Below are 17,050 nucleotides of genomic sequence, written 5' to 3'. Positions count from 1 at the left end.
TTTATACAGTTATTTCAACTGGGTTTAATTTAAAGGAATACCTAAAATAAGTGATTGATCTACTTCACCATTAATCAAAGCTTGTGTATTTCCATTGTAAACAATAGTGCCATTATCAATCACTATTGCTCTTGACGCGATTTTAGCGGCATCTTCAAGGCTGTGAGAAACCATTAATAACGTGAGATTTTTTTCATCACACAGTTGTTCTAATAGCGCCAGCATTTCTATACGCAATGCAGGATCGAGTGCAGAAAACGGCTCATCAAGTAAAATAATGGGTTGTTCACGCACAAGGCAACGTGCTATTGCGACACGTTGACGTTGCCCGCCAGATAATTGAGCGGGTAATCGCTCGAGATATTCGCTTAATGAAACTTGTTTGGCGCGGCTTTCTAACAATGTTTTTTGGGTGGGCGTTAGCTTTAATCCGGGATTTAACCCTAAGCCAATATTTTGTCTTACGGTTAAATGTGGGAAAAGGTTATTATCCTGAAATAACATGGAGATAGGCCGTTTTGCTGGTGCTGTTTTGGTATGGTTTTCACCATTAAGAGTCAGCGAGCCGTTTTCTGAAGGTAAAAAACCTGCAATTAAACTTAGTAATGTACTTTTTCCTGCACCACTAGGACCTAGTATCGCGATACGCTCACCCGCATTAACATTTAAATTAAATGTAAGATGCTGATGTTCATAGGTGTAAGAAAGTTGCTCTAACTTAATCATGAGATTTTCCTGGTATGCGTTCTAGCAAACTAAAAAGAGCAAAACACAGTAGTAAAAGGATCATTGCTGTAATTGCACCATCTTGTGTGTGGTATGCCCCAATTTGTTGATAAAGATAAAATGGCAGTGTACGAAATGTTTCATTGCCAAATAAGGCCACAATACCAAAATCACCAATAGAGATAACACACGCAAAAGCAAGAGCTTGCGAAATAGGCTTTTTCAGTGCGCGTAATTCAATCCAACGTAGTCTATTGATACCCCGTAAATTTAATGACTGACATAACAAACTATAGCGAGAGGCAATATCATTCATTGGGTTTTCTAGTACTTTTAATGCATAAGGAATAGCCATTAATGCGTTGGTTAAAATAACCAAAATATAAGGTGATTCAGGCAGACCAATGGTGTTGTTTAATAAGAGGAAAAAACCTGTTGCCAATACAATTCCTGGCATCGCCAGAATAATTAATCCGCTCATTTCCATTGCTTGCCCTGCACGAGGGAAATGGCGTAATCGTAATTCGCGGCTACTCCATAACAGCATCATTGTGAGCACCACACAGACAAAACCAGCCCCTATCGCAATCACCAATGACGTTCTAAACGCTTGCCAAAGCACGGGTTGCTGTATTACTCGAATAAACTGACTATTCATACCATCTGTTATTACCGCTAAAATTGGCGGTATTAAAAACAGAACGGCAATAGTGATAATAAAAATATCACTAATTTTGGTAATTAATGGATCATCGGGGTCGCGCCAGTGCATTTGCTGGCTATGCCCAACAAATAGGGAACCATTGAGCTTTTGACTAATTAACACTAACCCTAAACAGCAAAATAGCTGTATTAGTGCTAATAATGCGGCGCGATGTAAATCATAGTCATAACTTAATGCTTGATAAATGGCGAGTTCAATCGTTGTTGCCGCAGGCCCACCTCCCAGCGCGAGTACTGTAGCAAAGCTGGCGAAACAGAGCATAAAAATTAGCGCCGCTGTGGGGAGTATTTGACGCCACAAGTAAGGCCATTCAAGAAAACGAAAACGCTGCCAGCCATTCATTCCTAATTGTGATGCTAACTGACGTTGTTCTGGTGAGATGCTCTCTAGCGCTTGTAACAACATTCTTGTGGCTAATGGCATATTAAAAAAGATATGAGCTAATAATATTCCTTGTAAGCCATAAGGTGTGAATTGGTAATCAATACCAAGCCATGCACAAATATGAGCAATCCAACCCGCTCTACCATAAACCGTTAAAATACCGAATAAAGCGACTAATACAGGTAGTACAAGGCTCATGGCACATAAACGTAAAAAGAGCGTTTTACCCCAAAATTGACGTCGAAAAAGCGCTTTAGCAAGCCAAAGTGCGGGCAAAATAGAAAATAATGCCGATAAAAAAGCCTGCCAGAAGGTAAAGCGAACGACATGCCATAAATAATCATCAGCAAAAATAGAGCTGAATTCACCACTTGGCGCATTAAACCACAATGCACCAAATGAAAGTAATGCAACAATAAGAAGTAAACCCGAGGCTAATAGCCCCGGGATAAGCCAACTTTTCATTAGCGGCTAACCGCAGATTGCCAATCACGAGTCCATTGTTGGCGCTCTTTGGCCACTATATCAGCATCAAATTGCAGCGATTTTTCAGGTTTTGGCATCACAGAGTAGACATCAGGCAGCGGCATATCGATAACAGGATACATCCAATTGGTTGTAGGAATCGCTTCTTGGAATGCGGGTGTTAGCATAAATTGCATAAACTGTTGTGCTAACTCAGGTTGTTGACTTGATTTTAATTTTGCCGCAACTTCAACTTGTAGATAGTGGCCGTCAGAGAAAATAGCAGCTGCATAGTTATCTTTTTTATCCGCGAGGATGTGATAACCCGGAGATGAGGTATAACTCAGCACAAAATCGCCTTCACCTTTTAAGAACAAGCCATAAGATTCGCTCCAGCCTTTGGTCACCGTCAGTGTTTTGTCCGCCAGCTTTTTCCATTCAGCTGCGGTATTTTCTGGATAAAGTGATTGCATCCAAAGCATTAAACCTAAACCTGGTGTGCTAGTGCGCGGATCTTGATACAAAATCTTCCATTTTTCTTTGCTATTTAGCAGTTCAGCCATGCTTTTGGGTGGGTTAGTAATGCGATTTTTATCATAAATAAAGGCAAAGTAACCGTAGTCGTAAGGCACAAAAGTGTCATCTGTCCATTTTTCTGGCAACGCAAGTTTTGATGTGTCGATGTTACTTGGTGCGAAAAGTCCAGTTTCTTTCGCGGCATGAATAAGGTTGTTATCTAATCCTAAAATAATATCTGCTTTGCTTTTATTACCTTCCATTCGTAAGCGATTAAGAAGAGAAACACCATCAGACAGGGCAACAAGCTTTAATTCACAATCGCATTGTTGTTCAAAGGCTTTTTTTATCGCAGGACCTGGACCCCAATCAGCAGTAAAGGAATCATAGGTATAAATAGTTAGCGTAGGTTTTTTCTGGTCGGCATTGGCTGAAAATGCAGCCATCATGCCTAATACGCCAATAACGAGAGTATGACGAATAGATTTTGTTAGCACGTTACGTTCCTCAGTGAAAAGTCAGGTAGGATCTGAGGAGTAAGGAAGGCAAATTAAGAAGATATTGCTGCATCCTGACTCAAATCCCTACGCCAGTATTAGCTGGATCAGGTTCCACGGGTTTTTCTCAGCCAAAAAGAGGGCACCCCGTTGAGACTTTCCCATTGTAGATAAAACGGGGCGCTGTGCAAAGTCTGTTGATAGAGGTTTACCGTCTGTGAGTAGTATGAAACAATAAGTTATCTTTCAAATTTTGTTATTGAGGTAGTCTGGTGATCGATGATGATGGCTACCGCCCGAATGTTGGGATTGTAATTTGTAATCGGCAAGGGCAAGTTCTTTGGGCCCGTCGCTATGGGCAACATTCATGGCAATTTCCCCAAGGTGGAATTAACCCTGGTGAGTCGCCAGAGCAGGCAATGTATCGCGAGTTGTTCGAGGAAGTTGGGTTAAGTCGTAAGGATGTCAAAATTCTTGCCTCCACACGTAACTGGTTACGTTACAAATTGCCTAAGCGTTTGGTGCGTTGGGATACAAAACCTGTTTGTATAGGTCAAAAACAGCGTTGGTTCCTTTTGCAGTTAACGAGTAATGACAAGGACATTAATGTTCAGCAAAGCAAAACGCCTGAGTTTGATGGTTGGCGTTGGGTGAGCTATTGGTATCCGGTTCGTCAAGTCGTCTCTTTTAAACGAGATGTTTATCGACGGGTAATGAAAGAGTTCGCCCCAATTGTTATGCCGTTACAAGAACAAGTGTCTGCATTACGTCAATCTTATGGATATCGCCGTAAAAGATATTAGATAACACTATGCTGACACGCTTACGGGAAATTGTAGAAAAAGTTGCGATGGCCGCTGGGTTGCCGGAAGCGCTTGAACTATTAGTTAAGGAAACGTGTCAAGCTATGCACACGGATGTGTGTTCTATTTATCTTGCGGATATGCAGCGTCGTTGTTTTTATTTAATGGCGACGAAAGGATTAAAAAAACCGAGAGGGCGCGCTGTTAGCCTCTCCTTTGATGAAGGCGTTGTTGGCGAAGTCGGCCGCCTTTCTGAGCTTATTAACCTTGCTGATATTCGTGAACATCCTAATTTCAAATACCTTCCCCAAGTCAACGAAGAGAGTTTAAGAGCTTTCCTTGGTGTACCAATCGTTTATCGCCGTCAGCTTCTTGGTGTGTTAGTTGTTCAACAAAAAGAACGTCGCTTATTTAATGAAAGTGAAGAGTCTTTTATGGTGACGCTAGCCACTCAACTGGGTGCCATTTTGGCCCAAGCTCAAACCAAAGGACTTTTTGGGCAATATCGGCAAAGCCGCATTAAGGCGCTATCTGTTTCTACAGGCGTAATAATGGCTTATGGTTGGCAAGAGGTTTCTCAGCCTATTCTTGAACATGTCTATAAGGCGAGTGCGTTAGACATTAAAGCGGAGCAAAATCGTCTTACTATTGCATTAGAAGATGCAACAGCAGAGTGCCGCCGCTTTAGCAAACGCTTTATGGCAAGTGCACAAAAAGAGAGTGCGGCAATTTTCGATCTTTACTCTCATCTTCTTAATGATCCGCAATTAAAACAGAAAATGACCACAGTGATTACCCAAGGCTATGTCGCTGAATGGGCGGTTAAAGTGGTAATTGAAAAGTTCTCCGCGCAGTTTTCTAGCCTTAAAGACGGTTATATGCGCGAGCGAGCGTCTGATTTAAAAGCATTAGGACAACGATTACTTTTTCATTTAGATGATGATTTAAGCTTTACCAATACGTGGCCAGATCGCTTTATTCTTGTTGCAGACGAACTCAGTGCAAGCTTATTAGCTGAGTTGCCAGAGCAGCAATTAGCTGGCGTGATTGTTCGTGATGGTGCAACCCATTCGCACTCTGCAATTTTAGTTAGAGCAATGGGAATACCCGCCATCATGGGGGCAGATATTCAGCCCGAACTCTTGCACAATCGAATGCTTATTCTTGATGGATATCGAGGTGAGGTTTTTATTGAACCCGAACCCTTTATCATGCAGGAATATCGTCAAATCATTGATGAAGAACGTGTTTTAAGTCAAATAGCTGAAGATCAATTAGAACAACAAGCGGTATTAAAAAATGGTGAATCAGTCAGTGTTCAACTTAATGCGGGATTAAGCATTAAATACGAACAACGCATCAGCGTTGGTATTGATGGTGTGGGCTTATATCGCACTGAAATTCCATTTATGCTACAAAGTGGTTTTCCATCAGAAGATGAACAAAAAAACCGCTATCGTGAAATTCTCTCCTTTTTTCCTGATAAACCCGTTGTACTGCGTGCACTTGATATTGGCGCTGATAAACAGTTGCCTTATATGCCAATTAATGAAGAAAATCCTTGTTTAGGCTGGCGAGGGATCCGGATCTTGCTCGATCAGCCTGAAATTTTTCTTATTCAGTTGCGTGCAATGTTAAAAGCAAACCTCGAATTTAAAAATTTGAAAATATTGTTGCCGATGGTGACAAGTATTGATGAAATTGATGAAGCCAAATTATTGTTACTGCGCGCATGTGATGAAGTTAGCCGAGAAATGAAATGTGAATGTACTCCGCCAGCATTAGGAATAATGCTAGAGGTACCTTCTTTAGTTTTTATGTTGCCGCAATTGGTACATCGCGTAGACTTTATTTCTATTGGTACTAACGATTTGACGCAATATTTGCTAGCAGTAGATCGTAATAATACCCATGTGGCATCACTCTATGATAATTTGCATCCTGCGCTATTACGTTCTCTTAATTTAATTGTAATGGAATGCCAGCGTTACCAAGTTCCTGTCAGTGTTTGCGGTGAAATGGCAGGTACGCCAATAGGTGCATTGCTGTTAATAGGGCTAGGTTTTAGGCAGTTAAGCATGAGTGGACGTAGTTTACCTAGGGTAAAATACTTATTGCGCCATCTTGATCCCATTGTGTTGCAACCTTTTATGCTACGCATATTGCAAGCGCAAACAGCAACAGAGATCAAAGCGTTGTCTTCTGAATTTATGGAAAGGCAAGGATTAGGTGGATTAATTCGCGGAGGTATTTAATTGACCTTCGTATAAGCCTTTTTCTGTGCTGTGCTATTATTCACAGGCAGAAATATCACTGATTAAATGAAGTAGGGAATAAATGAGCATAAGCTACCTTAAATTTCCAGAAATCGACCCTGTTATGTTCTCTATCGGGCCAGTGTCTTTACATTGGTACGGTATGATGTATTTGGTTGGATTTGTATTTGCGTTATGGCTTGCAAATCGTAGAGCGGCAAAACCAAACAGTGGTTGGAACAAAAATGAAGTAGAAACATTGCTTTACGTTGGCTTTGTTGGTGTATTTATCGGTGGTCGCTTAGGATATGTTTTATTCTATAATCTGCCTGTCTTCTTAAATGATCCCCTCTATTTATTTAAAGTTTGGGATGGCGGAATGTCTTTTCATGGTGGCCTAATTGGGGTTATTTGCGCCATGATTTGGTTTGCTCGTCGAACTAAACGTCATTTTTTCCAAGTTGCTGACTTTGTTGCTCCATTAATTCCATTTGGTTTAGGTTTAGGTCGTATTGGTAACTTTATTAATGGTGAACTTTGGGGACGCGTTACTTTAGATACTCCTTGGGCTATTTTATTCCCAAGCTCACGTTCTGAAGATTTACAATTGGTTGCTCAAGATCCAACAACATTACTACCAATTATTCAGCAATATGGCGTGTTACCACGACATCCTTCTCAGCTTTATGAAATGCTATTAGAAGGTGTGGTGCTGTTTATTATTCTAAATATTTTTGTGCGCAAAAATCGTCCTATGGGCAGTGTTTCTGGTTTATTCCTGATTGGTTATGGCGCGTTTCGTATTATTGTCGAATTCTTCCGTCAACCAGATGCACAATTGGGGCTGTTTAGTGGTGTGAGTATGGGACAATTATTATCTATCCCAATGATTATTTTAGGTATTTTCTTTATGGTTTGGGCTTATCGCCGCGATAAAAAAACACCTCAAAATTCAACGCCATCGCACTAATTAAATTAATATAAATTTTACTACTTAGCTAACAACAAAAGAGAGTCAACATGAAGCAGTATCTAGCATTGTGTCAACGCATTATCGATGAAGGTGAATGGATTGATAATAAACGGACAGGAACCCGTTGTTTAACGGTCATTAATGCTGATCTGGAATACGATGTTGCTAACAATCAATTTCCATTAATTACAACGCGAAAAAGCTTTTATAAAGCCGCTATCGCTGAATTATTAGGTTATTTGCGTGGTTACGATAACGCGGCACAATTTCGTGAGATTGGTTGTAATACGTGGAATGCTAATGCAAATGAAAACAGCGCATGGCTAAATAATCCTCATCGTAAAGGTGAGGATGATATGGGACGCGTTTATGGTGTTCAGGGTCGTCAATGGCAACGTCCTGATGGTTCTCACCTAGATCAATTACGTAAAGTTGTCGATAACCTTGCAAAAGGTATTGATGATCGCGGTGAAATCATTACATTTTTTAACCCAGGTGAAATGGAATTGGGTTGCTTACGTCCTTGTATGCATACACACACGTTTTCATTAGTTGGCGATAAACTCTATTTGACATCTTATCAACGCAGCTGTGATGTTCCACTAGGTCTGAATTTCAATCAGATTCAATGTTTTGTGTTATTAGCGCTGGTGGCTCAAATTACGGGGCACAAACCAGGCAAAGCATTTCATAAAATTGTTAATGCGCATATTTATGAAGATCAACTGCCATTGATGCGAGATGTACAGTTAAAACGCGAGCCATTTCCTTCACCAATGCTACATATCAATCCTGAAATTAAAACACTGGAAGATATTGAAACATGGGTAACTACCGCTGATTTTACGGTTGAAGGCTATCAATGTCATGAAGCAATAAAATATCCGTTTACTGTTTAATCTTATCTATTGAATGTAAAGCCCCTGCTTAGTAATAAACAGGGGCTTTTTTTATGTCTTGAGAAGTATAAATATAAACAAATAAAACACACTTATTCTGTATTTACTCTGAAAGATTAGTTATTGCGTGGTGGCTCTGAAATGTTGTTTTTCTTTATTTACCGTTTTGATATTTGTAGGCATTGTCATCACAGGGAATAAAAGGAAAAAACAGATGGAATATGAACACAATAACCAATATCAGCAATATCAGGTAAATAATGAATATCAGGTAAATAATGAATTAGGCGTCAGTCTGTTCGAAATTTTAATCGTCATGACTATTATTGCTATACTGAGCCACTTTTCATTATCGGCTTACCAAAAAAACACTAAAAAACAGCAATTAATTCATAGTGTAAGAGAAACTATTGCATTTCTCTCCTCTCAGCGCCAACAGGCAATTTTATTCAATCATAAAATACAAATAGTATTGTCGTTATCGCCAATTAACGACATTACAGCAAGTACTCTATTGTCTTTATCATCTTTTCAAAATCAAAAACGTTTTCAGTTTAATTCAGATATTCAACTAATACAGGCAACAGCAACGCAATTTACCTTTAGTAGATTACGTCAAACCTTAAAACCGATGAGTTTTATTATTGCTGATACTCGTATTGATGCTGAAGTGAAAATTATTATTTCCTCATTAGGCCGAATAAGGGCATGCAGTAAGCAAATTAAGGCCTTTTCATCATGTTAAAACCTACTCCTACTGTATTTGTATTTTCATCTGGTGTGATGTTGATGGAATGTTTATTCGCTATTGCTATTAGCGGGATCCTATTTGTTTGCATCAGTCGAGTTTATCCTCAACTAGTCAATACATTGACTCACTCTTATCATCAGTATCGATTAGATATTTATTTAAGAGAAAAATTGATTGTATTAGAAACAGAATTAAGGCGTACGGGGTATTGTAAAGGGGTTTGTGATAATAATATTGATAAAGAAAAAAAAACCTTTTTACCAAAATCGGCATTAAAAATAAGCGCTTATCCTCATCAGCCTAACGGCTCATGTATTATTTTTATTTACGACCTAAATAACAATGGGCAATGGGATAATCCGTCATCGAAAGAGAGTGATTACTTTGGTTATCGCCTAAAAAATGGGCAGTTAGAACAACGCCGAGGTGTAAACGATTGTACTTCAATGGGTTGGCAGAATTTTTTCGAAAGTAATGAAATTAAAGTTACTGAATTTTTATTGAAACCCTATTCGCGCCGACATTCAATTACGGGAGAGACTCTTTTTTATTTATCATTATCGTTAAAATTTGAATTAACTGAGGTACCAGAAGTGAAATCTAATTATCAGTCGATCATTTTTTTACGCAATGTATCTTATTTATGATTGATGTTTTATATAACGAGAAAAAACAGGCCGGCTTTGTCAGTTTACTCGCTGTAGTGAGTTTTGTGGTTATGAGTTTATCGGTACTTTTTAGTTTTAGTTATCATTACCGACAAGCACAGCAAATGGTGATGCAAGAATTACAGGCAAGACAAACCTTTTTACTCGCAGAATCTGCATTGTTATGGGGGATTACGCTGAATTGGGATATTTCAGTGACATCGTTAAAAAAGTGGCAGTGTCAAGTGTTTGGTGATGAAGCGAATATAATGAGCTGTTTTCTTTTAATAAATCAAAACTTGGCTTTGCTTCAGGGACAATCAGAAAGTAAAAATGGATATAAAATATATCATTATCAGTGGCTAAATATTTCAAAGAGCATGGGTTCAGTTATAACACCTTATAGAAATGGCTGGATTGATTATTGTCCATTAAAACTTGAGGAGTGCACACCATAGTTATTTATCACCGTAAGAGTGAACATGGAACAATTTTACTTAGTATGATGTTTTCACTACTCTTTTTTAATATCAGTTTTATCACTATTATAGGCTATAGTCAGTCATTACAAATTGATTTTCATAAGCTAATAAAAATTCAACAGACAGGGCAAGCAATTTTTTCCTTATTTGAGCAGGGCTCTCATAAACCGCCATTCATCACTGTCTATAATCAACAAATAATGACACAATCATTTTCATACTCAGTAGGTTGCCAAAAGATAACAGGGTATTTAACTGATGAGCAATTCCCTACAATAAGTTTATATCGCTGGTCATGCTATTAATAAAATGAGGGTCTGATGTTTCATATTTATCATTCAAATCAGTTGTCACTATTAAAATCACTGATGGTGCATTTTATGCAGACAAGACCTTTATCATCACCGTTTGAGCAAGAAGTTATTTTGGTTCAAAGCCCCGGTATGTCTCAGTGGTTACAAATTCAGTTAGCAGAAAGCTTAGGCATTGCAGCCAATATTCACTATCCATTACCTGCAACTTTTATTTGGAATATGTTTACTCGTATTTTAGAAGGAATACCGAAAGAAAGCGCGTTTTCCAAAGATGCGATGACATGGAAATTAATGACTTTGTTGCCCGATTTTCTTGATAAAGAAGAGTTTAAGCCTCTGCTACAGTATCTTGAAGATGATGAAGACAAACGTAAACTTCACCAATTAGCTGGAAGAGTTGCTGACTTATTCGACCAATATTTAGTTTATCGTTCAGATTGGTTGGCAGCATGGGAAAATGATGAACTAATTGAAGGGCTAAGTGAAAATCAGCACTGGCAGAAAACATTGTGGTTGGCACTACAACAATACACTCAAACATTAGACCAACCCCTGTGGCACCGCTCCAACCTTTATCAGCAATTTATTTCAACACTAAATAATGCACCAGAAGGAACACTTCAGCACTGTTTTCCGCCTCGCATCTTTATTTGCGGAATTTCAGCACTACCTCAGGTCTATTTACAAGCATTACAAGCAATTGGCCGACATACTGAAATCTATTTACTGTTTACTAACCCTTGTCGAGAATATTGGGGTGATATTCAAGATCCTAAATTTTTAGCTCGCCTTAATAGCCGAAAACCACGACATTATCAGCAGCTTAATGAATTACCTTGGTTTAAAGATGAGGAAAATGCTTCCTCACTTTTCAATGAAGAAGGCGAGCAAATTGTAGGTAATCCGCTATTGGCTTCATGGGGAAAATTAGGCAAAGATAATTTCTATTTTCTTGCTGAACTTGAATATACAGATGTGCTTTTTGCTTTTTCTGATATCTCTCGTGATAGCTTATTACATCAGTTACAAGCAGATATCTTAGATTTAGAAGATCATTCCCAGTTAGGTAAAACCTTTGAGACCTATAAAAGCAGTGAAAATAAACGCATCATTTCTAATGATGATCATTCTCTGACTTTTCATGCCAGCCATAGCCCACAACGTGAAGTTGAAGTATTACAAGATCAATTGCTTCATTTATTAGAACAAGACCCTGAATTATTACCGAGAGATATCATTGTCATGGTGGCAGATATCGATAGTTATACCCCTTATATTCAGGCTGTTTTTGGTAATGCTCCTTTTGAGCGTTACATTCCTTTTGCTATTTCAGACCGAAAAGCACGACAAGCACATCCGGTTTTACAAGCTTTTATTACGTTGCTAGAACTTCCTCAAAGCCGTTTTACGGCTGAACAAGTACTTGCTTTACTTGAAGTTCCAGCTTTAGCAGGGCATTTTTCGATTTTTGAAAACGAATTAAAATTACTGCGTCGGTGGGTTGAAGACTCAGGGATCCGTTGGGGGTTAGATGATGAAAATGTTGCCTCATTTTTACTCCCTACAACAGGGCAGAATACATGGCATTTTGGTTTAATAAGAATGTTATTAGGTTATGCTATGGAAAGCGAAAATGGTCCGTGGAAAGGTATACTTCCTTACGATGAATCCAGTGGATTAGCCGCAGAACTTGCAGGGCACTTAGCTGATTTTCTCTATACATTAAGTGAATGGCGCACACGTTTAAGTGAAACTCGTTCACTCGGATCATGGTTAGATATTGGTCAGCAATTAGTTGACGCCTTCTTTGAATCTGATGATGAAACTGAATTAGTTTTAGCGTTAATCACTCAACAATGGCAAAAGGTGATTAACAATGGATTGGATGCTCAATATCAAAGCGAAATTCCACTGGTACTTATTCGCGATGAACTTACCGTTCGCTTCGATGATGAAAAAATCAGTCAGCGTTTTTTAGCGGGTAGTCTTAATTTTTGTACATTAATGCCAATGCGTTCGATACCTTTTAAAGCGGTTTGTCTGCTAGGTATGAATGATGGTGTTTATCCTCGTAATATTCAGCCGCTAGGTTTTGATTTAATGGCTGAAAAGCGTCGCCGCGGTGATAGAAAACGTCGTGATGATGATCGATATCTATTCCTTGAAGCATTAAGTTCAGCTGAAAAATATTTGTATATTAGTTATATAGGAAAGTCGATTCGAGATGATAGAGAATGTAATCCTTCGGTTCTAATTAAAGAGTTACAAGATTACATAGGACAAAATTTTCGCTTAGAGCAAGATGGCGCATTGAATGTGGATGAAAGTGCAACTCGAGTGAATGCACATTTGCTAACACAACATAGTCGTGTACCTTTTGCTCAAGAAAATTTCCAAGCTAATGCTTTACTGCGCTCTTATGCCGCAGAATGGCTTCCTGCTGCAAGCGGGCAAGGTGAAGCTCATCAAACATTTGCCACGACATTAAATAAAACAATAGAAAAAGTATCACTTGATGAGTTAACTCGTTTTTATCGCCATCCCATTCGAGCATTCTTTCAGCAAAGCTTGAAAACTAACTTTGTGATTGAAGAAACTGAACTACCCGAAGAAGAACCTTTTGTTATTAATTCATTGCAACGTTATTTGCTTAATCAGTGGTTATTAAAGGCATTAATTGAAGAGACATCAACGAATGTGCTCTTTGAACGTATCAAAGCCGCTGGGCAATTGCCTGCTAATGCATTTGGTCAAATTTATTGGGAGCAGCAAATACAAGAGTTGCTTCCTTTAGCTGAAAAAGTGAGAAGTGAACGTTCAGAAACACATTCTGTCACAATAGAGCACTGCTTCAGTACGATACCGCTGTTAGGTCGTTTAAATGAAATACAATCTGATGGCTTGCTTCGCTGGCGACCTGCAAGCTTAACGGCAAATGATTTATTACAACTTTGGATTGAACATCTTGTTTATTGTTTAAACCAAGGAACTGGTGAAAGTCGCTATTATGGAAGAAAGGACACACAGTGGCATTTATTACCTGTAGATCCGACTTTTGCCTCTGAAACGCTAGATAATTTAATTTGTACCTATCAGGCTGGATTAAATACACCATTAGCATTGTTTTCTAAGAGTGGTTGGGCATGGCTACAAGCTTGTTATGATAAAAAAACAGATCAATTCTTGTTTGATGATGAAGAAACGCTCGAAAAAGCAGAATTAGTCCTGATTCAGTATCTCACTGATAGTTATAATCGAGATGGTGAAATGAGTGATATTTATATTCAGCGAGTATTTCATCAAATAGATGAGTCTTTTTTACATGCAGTAAAACAGATCGCATTGACCATATTTAAACCAATAATTCCATTTTTAAAAAAATAAGGGAGCTCATATCAGATGAGAAAATACTTATCGCAACTTTGGATCATGTTGCTATTGATGCTTGTGAGTATCAACAGCTTTGCTGCTGATCCACTATGGCAAGTGTTGCCAGATAGCATTGAGAAAAGTGAAAGTGATCCTAGGCAATATCAAGCGATTAAATTGCCAAATGAAATGACAGTATTACTTGTTTCTGATGAAAAAGCGGTGAAATCACTCACTGCGGTTTCTCTCCCTGTTGGGGCTTTAGAAGATCCTGATAGCCAACAAGGTTTAGCTCATTATCTTGAGCACATGGTGCTAATGGGATCAGCGAAATATCCTCAATCTGGCAGTATGTCAGAGTTTTTGCAAAAAAATGGCGGATCTCATAACGCCAGTACGACGACTTACCGTACTGCATTTTATTTAGAAGTTGAGAATAGCGCGATCAACGAAGCCGTAGATCGTCTTGCTGATGCGTTAGCGAGTCCGTTACTTGATCCTAAAAATGCAGATCGTGAACGTAATGCAGTAAATGCTGAACTTACAATGGCTCGTTCTCGTGATGGGATGCGTTTTTGGCAAGTAAGAGCCGAAACACTTAATCCAGAGCACCCAAGCTCACGTTTTATGGGTGGAAATTTAGAAACATTAAGTGATAAACCAGATAGTAAGCTGCAAGATGAATTACAAAAATTCTATCAGACTCACTATTCTGGCAATTTAATGAATGGTGTTATCTACAGCAAAAAACCTCTAAATGAATTAGCGCAATTAGCGTCAGAAACTTTTTCACGTATTCCCAATAAACAAGCCAAAACACCTGTAACAACCGTACCTGCGATGACAGAAAAAGAGAAAGGGCTAATGATCCATTTAGTACCTGCTCAACCACAAAAGACCTTACAAATTGAGTTTGGCATTGATAACAACGTAGCTGATTTTCGTAGCAAAACAGATCAATACATTGGCTATTTAATTGGTAATCGTAGCCCTGGCACTTTGGCTGATTGGCTACAGGAGCAAGGTTTAGCTGAAAATATTAGTGCGTTCTCAGAACCTTATATTGATCGTAACCAAGGTTCATTTACGTTGTACGTCTCATTAACAGATAAAGGATTAGCGCAAAAAGATACCGTTATTGCGGCGATATTTTCTTATTTACGTTTAATGCAAAATGAGGGAATTAGCCAACGTTACTTTGATGAAATCGCTAATGTTTTAAATCTCTCTTTCCGTTATGGCTCGATAGTTAGAGATATGAACTACATTGAAGATCTCTCTGACATGATGCTGCGTTATCCAATCAAAAATATCCTTAATGCGGATTACCTTGCTGATGACTATGAGCCTTCAGCAATTAAGTCTCGCCTTGAATCAATGACGCCAGAAAATGCACGCATTTGGGTTATTAGTCCAAATGAACCTTCTAATAAGCAAGCCTATTTTGTTAATGCGCCTTATCAAGTTGATAAATTAACGCAAAAGCAATTCGATACATGGCAAACATTAGCGGATGATATTAAGTTATCAATGCCTGCATTGAATCCTTATATTCCAGATAATCTTTCTCTTATTGATGCAGATAGCAAAATAACGAAGCCACAGCTCTTGTGGGAAGATAAAAGCGCTCGCTTATTTTATATGCCATCACACTATTTCTCTGATGAGCCTAAAGCGAGTGTGACATTAAGTTTGGTGAATAAAAGATCCGATATTACGGTAAAACAGCAGGTTATACAGACATTAACGGATTACCTTGCTGGGTTGTCGTTAAGTGAACTTTCTTATCAAGCATCTGTTGCAGGAATGAATATTTCTTCGTCATCTGGCCAAGGTATTGATTTTTCAATGAATGGTTATACTCAGCATTTACCTGAGTTAGTTAATGCCACGTTGAAAAGCTATATGACATTTACATCAACACAAGAAGAGCTGGATCAAGCTAAATCTTGGTATCGTGAACAACTTGAAGTTACTCATAACTTAAAAGCATTTGAAGCCGCAATGCTTCCTGCTCGTCGTTTGAACACCATTCCTTATTATGAAGAGGTAGACAAACTGAAAGCACTTGAGTCTATTACATTAAAAGATATTAGTGATAATCGACATGAAGTGATTGAAAATGCCACTTTACAAGCATTAGTTATTGGTAATTTAACACCAGAACAGAGCCGTGAAATTGTTAAATCAGCTCATGAGTTGCTCGGAAATAAAGGTACAGAGTATTGGATTGGTGAAACGTTGGTGTTTAACCAATTAAATGAGGTTGAATTCCAAAATAAATCTAACAGTACCGATAATGCACTAGGTGAATTATTTATCCCTGTTGGTTATGATCGCTTGGAAGGCCATGCCATCTCTTCTGTTCTAGCCTCTGTTATTAAACCTTGGTTTTACGACCAACTTAGAACTGAAGAACAATTAGGCTATGCAGTTTTTGCCTACCAAGCCACGATGGGACAACAGTCAGGATTAGGCTTCTTATTACAAAGTAATGCCAAACCGCCTGTTTATTTAAATGAACGTTATCAAGCATTTTATCAGCAAGCTTATGAGCGATTGAAAAAAATGAGTGATACTGAATTTAACCAATATAAACAAGCATTAATTACCGAGATAAAACAACCACCTCAAACATTCTATGAGGAAGTTTCTCTTTATCGTAATGATTTTTATCGTAACAACATTAAATTCAATGAGCGTGAAAAAATGCTAGCTGAATTTAATAAAGTGACTTTAAAACAAGCTATTGAGTTTTATGAAAAAGCAGTAATAAAGCCAACGGGATTTGTTTTTGTTTCACAAGTTATCGGCAAAGAAGGTAATAATGCCGATTACGCGCAAGATAAACAGTGGAAGCGTCATTCGACAGTAAGCGAATTACAAAAAACGTTACCTGTTGAGGAAATTAAAGAGTGAGTGAAGTGATACAGGCGCAGCCGTTAAATCCATTTACACTTCCGTTGTATCAGCGACGCCTAATTGAGGCGTCTGCTGGAACAGGTAAAACCTATACAATTGGATTATTGTATTTACGACTACTTCTTGGACTTGGTGGCGAAAGTGCTTTTCTGCGTCCGTTGAGTGTCGAAGAGATTTTAGTGGTGACATTTACGGAGGCGGCAACTGATGAATTGCGAGCTCGTATTCGTAATAATATTCATGAACTAAGGCTTGCCTGTATCCGCAATGATATTGAAAGTAGTAATGATGCTTATAACAAACTGTTAGAACAAATCCAAAAT

The 17,050-nt window shown here is 38.5% G+C and carries 13 protein-coding genes and 1 riboswitch; of the genes, 10 read left to right on the top strand and 3 right to left on the bottom strand.

Annotated features, from left to right (window positions below):
* Positions 1–24: 24 nt before the first annotated feature.
* The 3 genes from thiQ to thiB are packed head-to-tail and all read right to left on the bottom strand — an operon-like array spanning position 25 to position 3,264.
* Positions 25–726, bottom strand: coding sequence for a thiamine ABC transporter ATP-binding protein ThiQ (gene thiQ, locus M997_RS15475; RefSeq protein ID WP_064721008.1), 702 nt, complete (start codon positions 724–726; stop codon positions 25–27).
* A complete protein-coding gene (thiP, locus tag M997_RS15470) occupies positions 719–2,299 on the bottom strand; it encodes a thiamine/thiamine pyrophosphate ABC transporter permease ThiP (RefSeq protein WP_064721007.1) in 1,581 nt (526 codons plus the stop codon). The genes thiQ and thiP overlap by 8 nt, the downstream gene beginning before the upstream one ends.
* A complete protein-coding gene (gene thiB, locus M997_RS15465; RefSeq protein ID WP_064721127.1) occupies positions 2,299–3,264 on the bottom strand; it encodes a thiamine ABC transporter substrate binding subunit in 966 nt (321 codons plus the stop codon). The genes thiP and thiB overlap by 1 nt, the downstream gene beginning before the upstream one ends.
* A 114-nt stretch (positions 3,265–3,378) precedes the next feature.
* Positions 3,379–3,472: riboswitch (TPP riboswitch) on the bottom strand.
* Between the two features lie 112 nt (positions 3,473–3,584).
* Here thiB and rppH point away from each other — a divergent pair.
* The 10 genes from rppH to M997_RS15415 form a co-directional block, all read left to right on the top strand.
* The gene (rppH, locus tag M997_RS15460; protein ID WP_064721006.1) at positions 3,585–4,115 is read left to right on the top strand and encodes an RNA pyrophosphohydrolase; all 531 of its coding nucleotides are present in this window, start codon (positions 3,585–3,587) and stop codon (positions 4,113–4,115) included.
* An 8-nt stretch (positions 4,116–4,123) separates the two neighbouring features.
* Complete coding sequence (gene ptsP / locus M997_RS15455) at positions 4,124–6,370, top strand: phosphoenolpyruvate--protein phosphotransferase (protein WP_064721005.1); 2,247 nt, start codon at positions 4,124–4,126, stop codon at positions 6,368–6,370.
* 82 nt (positions 6,371–6,452) lie between these two features.
* Entirely contained in the window at positions 6,453–7,340 is an 888-nt protein-coding gene (gene lgt / locus M997_RS15450; protein ID WP_064721004.1) for a prolipoprotein diacylglyceryl transferase, read from the top strand.
* Positions 7,341–7,390: 50 nt separating this feature from the next.
* Positions 7,391–8,242, top strand: a complete 852-nt coding sequence (locus M997_RS15445) for a thymidylate synthase (protein ID WP_064721003.1) — start codon at positions 7,391–7,393, stop codon at positions 8,240–8,242.
* 214 nt (positions 8,243–8,456) lie between these two features.
* Entirely contained in the window at positions 8,457–8,987 is a 531-nt protein-coding gene (locus M997_RS15440; RefSeq protein ID WP_239994698.1) for a potassium:proton antiporter, read from the top strand.
* The gene (locus M997_RS15435) at positions 8,981–9,640 is read left to right on the top strand and encodes a prepilin peptidase-dependent protein (RefSeq protein WP_064721002.1); all 660 of its coding nucleotides are present in this window, start codon (positions 8,981–8,983) and stop codon (positions 9,638–9,640) included. The genes M997_RS15440 and M997_RS15435 overlap by 7 nt, the downstream gene beginning before the upstream one ends.
* Positions 9,637–10,098 carry a DUF2509 family protein gene (locus tag M997_RS15430; protein WP_064721001.1) on the top strand — a complete coding sequence of 154 codons (462 nt, stop codon included), beginning with the start codon at positions 9,637–9,639 and terminating at the stop codon, positions 10,096–10,098. Before M997_RS15435 ends, M997_RS15430 begins: the two co-directional genes overlap by 4 nt.
* Before the next feature lie 344 nt (positions 10,099–10,442).
* Complete coding sequence (gene recC, locus M997_RS15425) at positions 10,443–13,820, top strand: exodeoxyribonuclease V subunit gamma (RefSeq protein ID WP_064721000.1); 3,378 nt, start codon at positions 10,443–10,445, stop codon at positions 13,818–13,820.
* A gap of 15 nt (positions 13,821–13,835) precedes the next feature.
* Positions 13,836–16,724: a pitrilysin gene (ptrA, locus tag M997_RS15420; protein ID WP_064720999.1), complete on the top strand. Its 2,889-nt coding sequence runs from the start codon at positions 13,836–13,838 to the stop codon at positions 16,722–16,724.
* Positions 16,721–17,050, top strand: a 330-nt coding sequence (locus M997_RS15415) for a UvrD-helicase domain-containing protein (protein ID WP_156510828.1), incomplete at its 3' end; no start/stop codon positions are given. The genes ptrA and M997_RS15415, both read left to right, overlap by 4 nt.

This window comes from Proteus hauseri ATCC 700826, from assembly GCF_001654965.1.
In the GTDB taxonomy this organism is placed as follows: domain Bacteria; phylum Pseudomonadota; class Gammaproteobacteria; order Enterobacterales; family Enterobacteriaceae; genus Proteus; species Proteus hauseri.
Note: the sequence above shows the minus strand (reverse complement) of the source record. Positions and strands in the feature narration are given on the sequence as shown.

What these genes read in the sequence shown, in the direction of transcription:
- thiQ (WP_064721008.1), bottom strand. Translation starts at nt 726, where the DNA reads ATGATTAAGTTAGAGCAACTTTCTTACACCTATGAACATCAGCATCTT.
- thiP (WP_064721007.1), bottom strand. Translation starts at nt 2,299, where the DNA reads ATGAAAAGTTGGCTTATCCCGGGGCTATTAGCCTCGGGTTTACTTCTT.
- thiB (WP_064721127.1), bottom strand. Translation starts at nt 3,264, where the DNA reads ATGATGGCTGCATTTTCAGCCAATGCCGACCAGAAAAAACCTACGCTA.
- ptsP (WP_064721005.1), top strand. Translation starts at nt 4,124, where the DNA reads ATGCTGACACGCTTACGGGAAATTGTAGAAAAAGTTGCGATGGCCGCT.
- lgt (WP_064721004.1), top strand. Translation starts at nt 6,453, where the DNA reads ATGAGCATAAGCTACCTTAAATTTCCAGAAATCGACCCTGTTATGTTC.
- M997_RS15445 (WP_064721003.1), top strand. Translation starts at nt 7,391, where the DNA reads ATGAAGCAGTATCTAGCATTGTGTCAACGCATTATCGATGAAGGTGAA.
- M997_RS15440 (WP_239994698.1), top strand. Translation starts at nt 8,457, where the DNA reads ATGGAATATGAACACAATAACCAATATCAGCAATATCAGGTAAATAAT.
- M997_RS15435 (WP_064721002.1), top strand. Translation starts at nt 8,981, where the DNA reads ATGTTAAAACCTACTCCTACTGTATTTGTATTTTCATCTGGTGTGATG.
- M997_RS15430 (WP_064721001.1), top strand. Translation starts at nt 9,637, where the DNA reads ATGATTGATGTTTTATATAACGAGAAAAAACAGGCCGGCTTTGTCAGT.
- recC (WP_064721000.1), top strand. Translation starts at nt 10,443, where the DNA reads ATGTTTCATATTTATCATTCAAATCAGTTGTCACTATTAAAATCACTG.
- ptrA (WP_064720999.1), top strand. Translation starts at nt 13,836, where the DNA reads ATGAGAAAATACTTATCGCAACTTTGGATCATGTTGCTATTGATGCTT.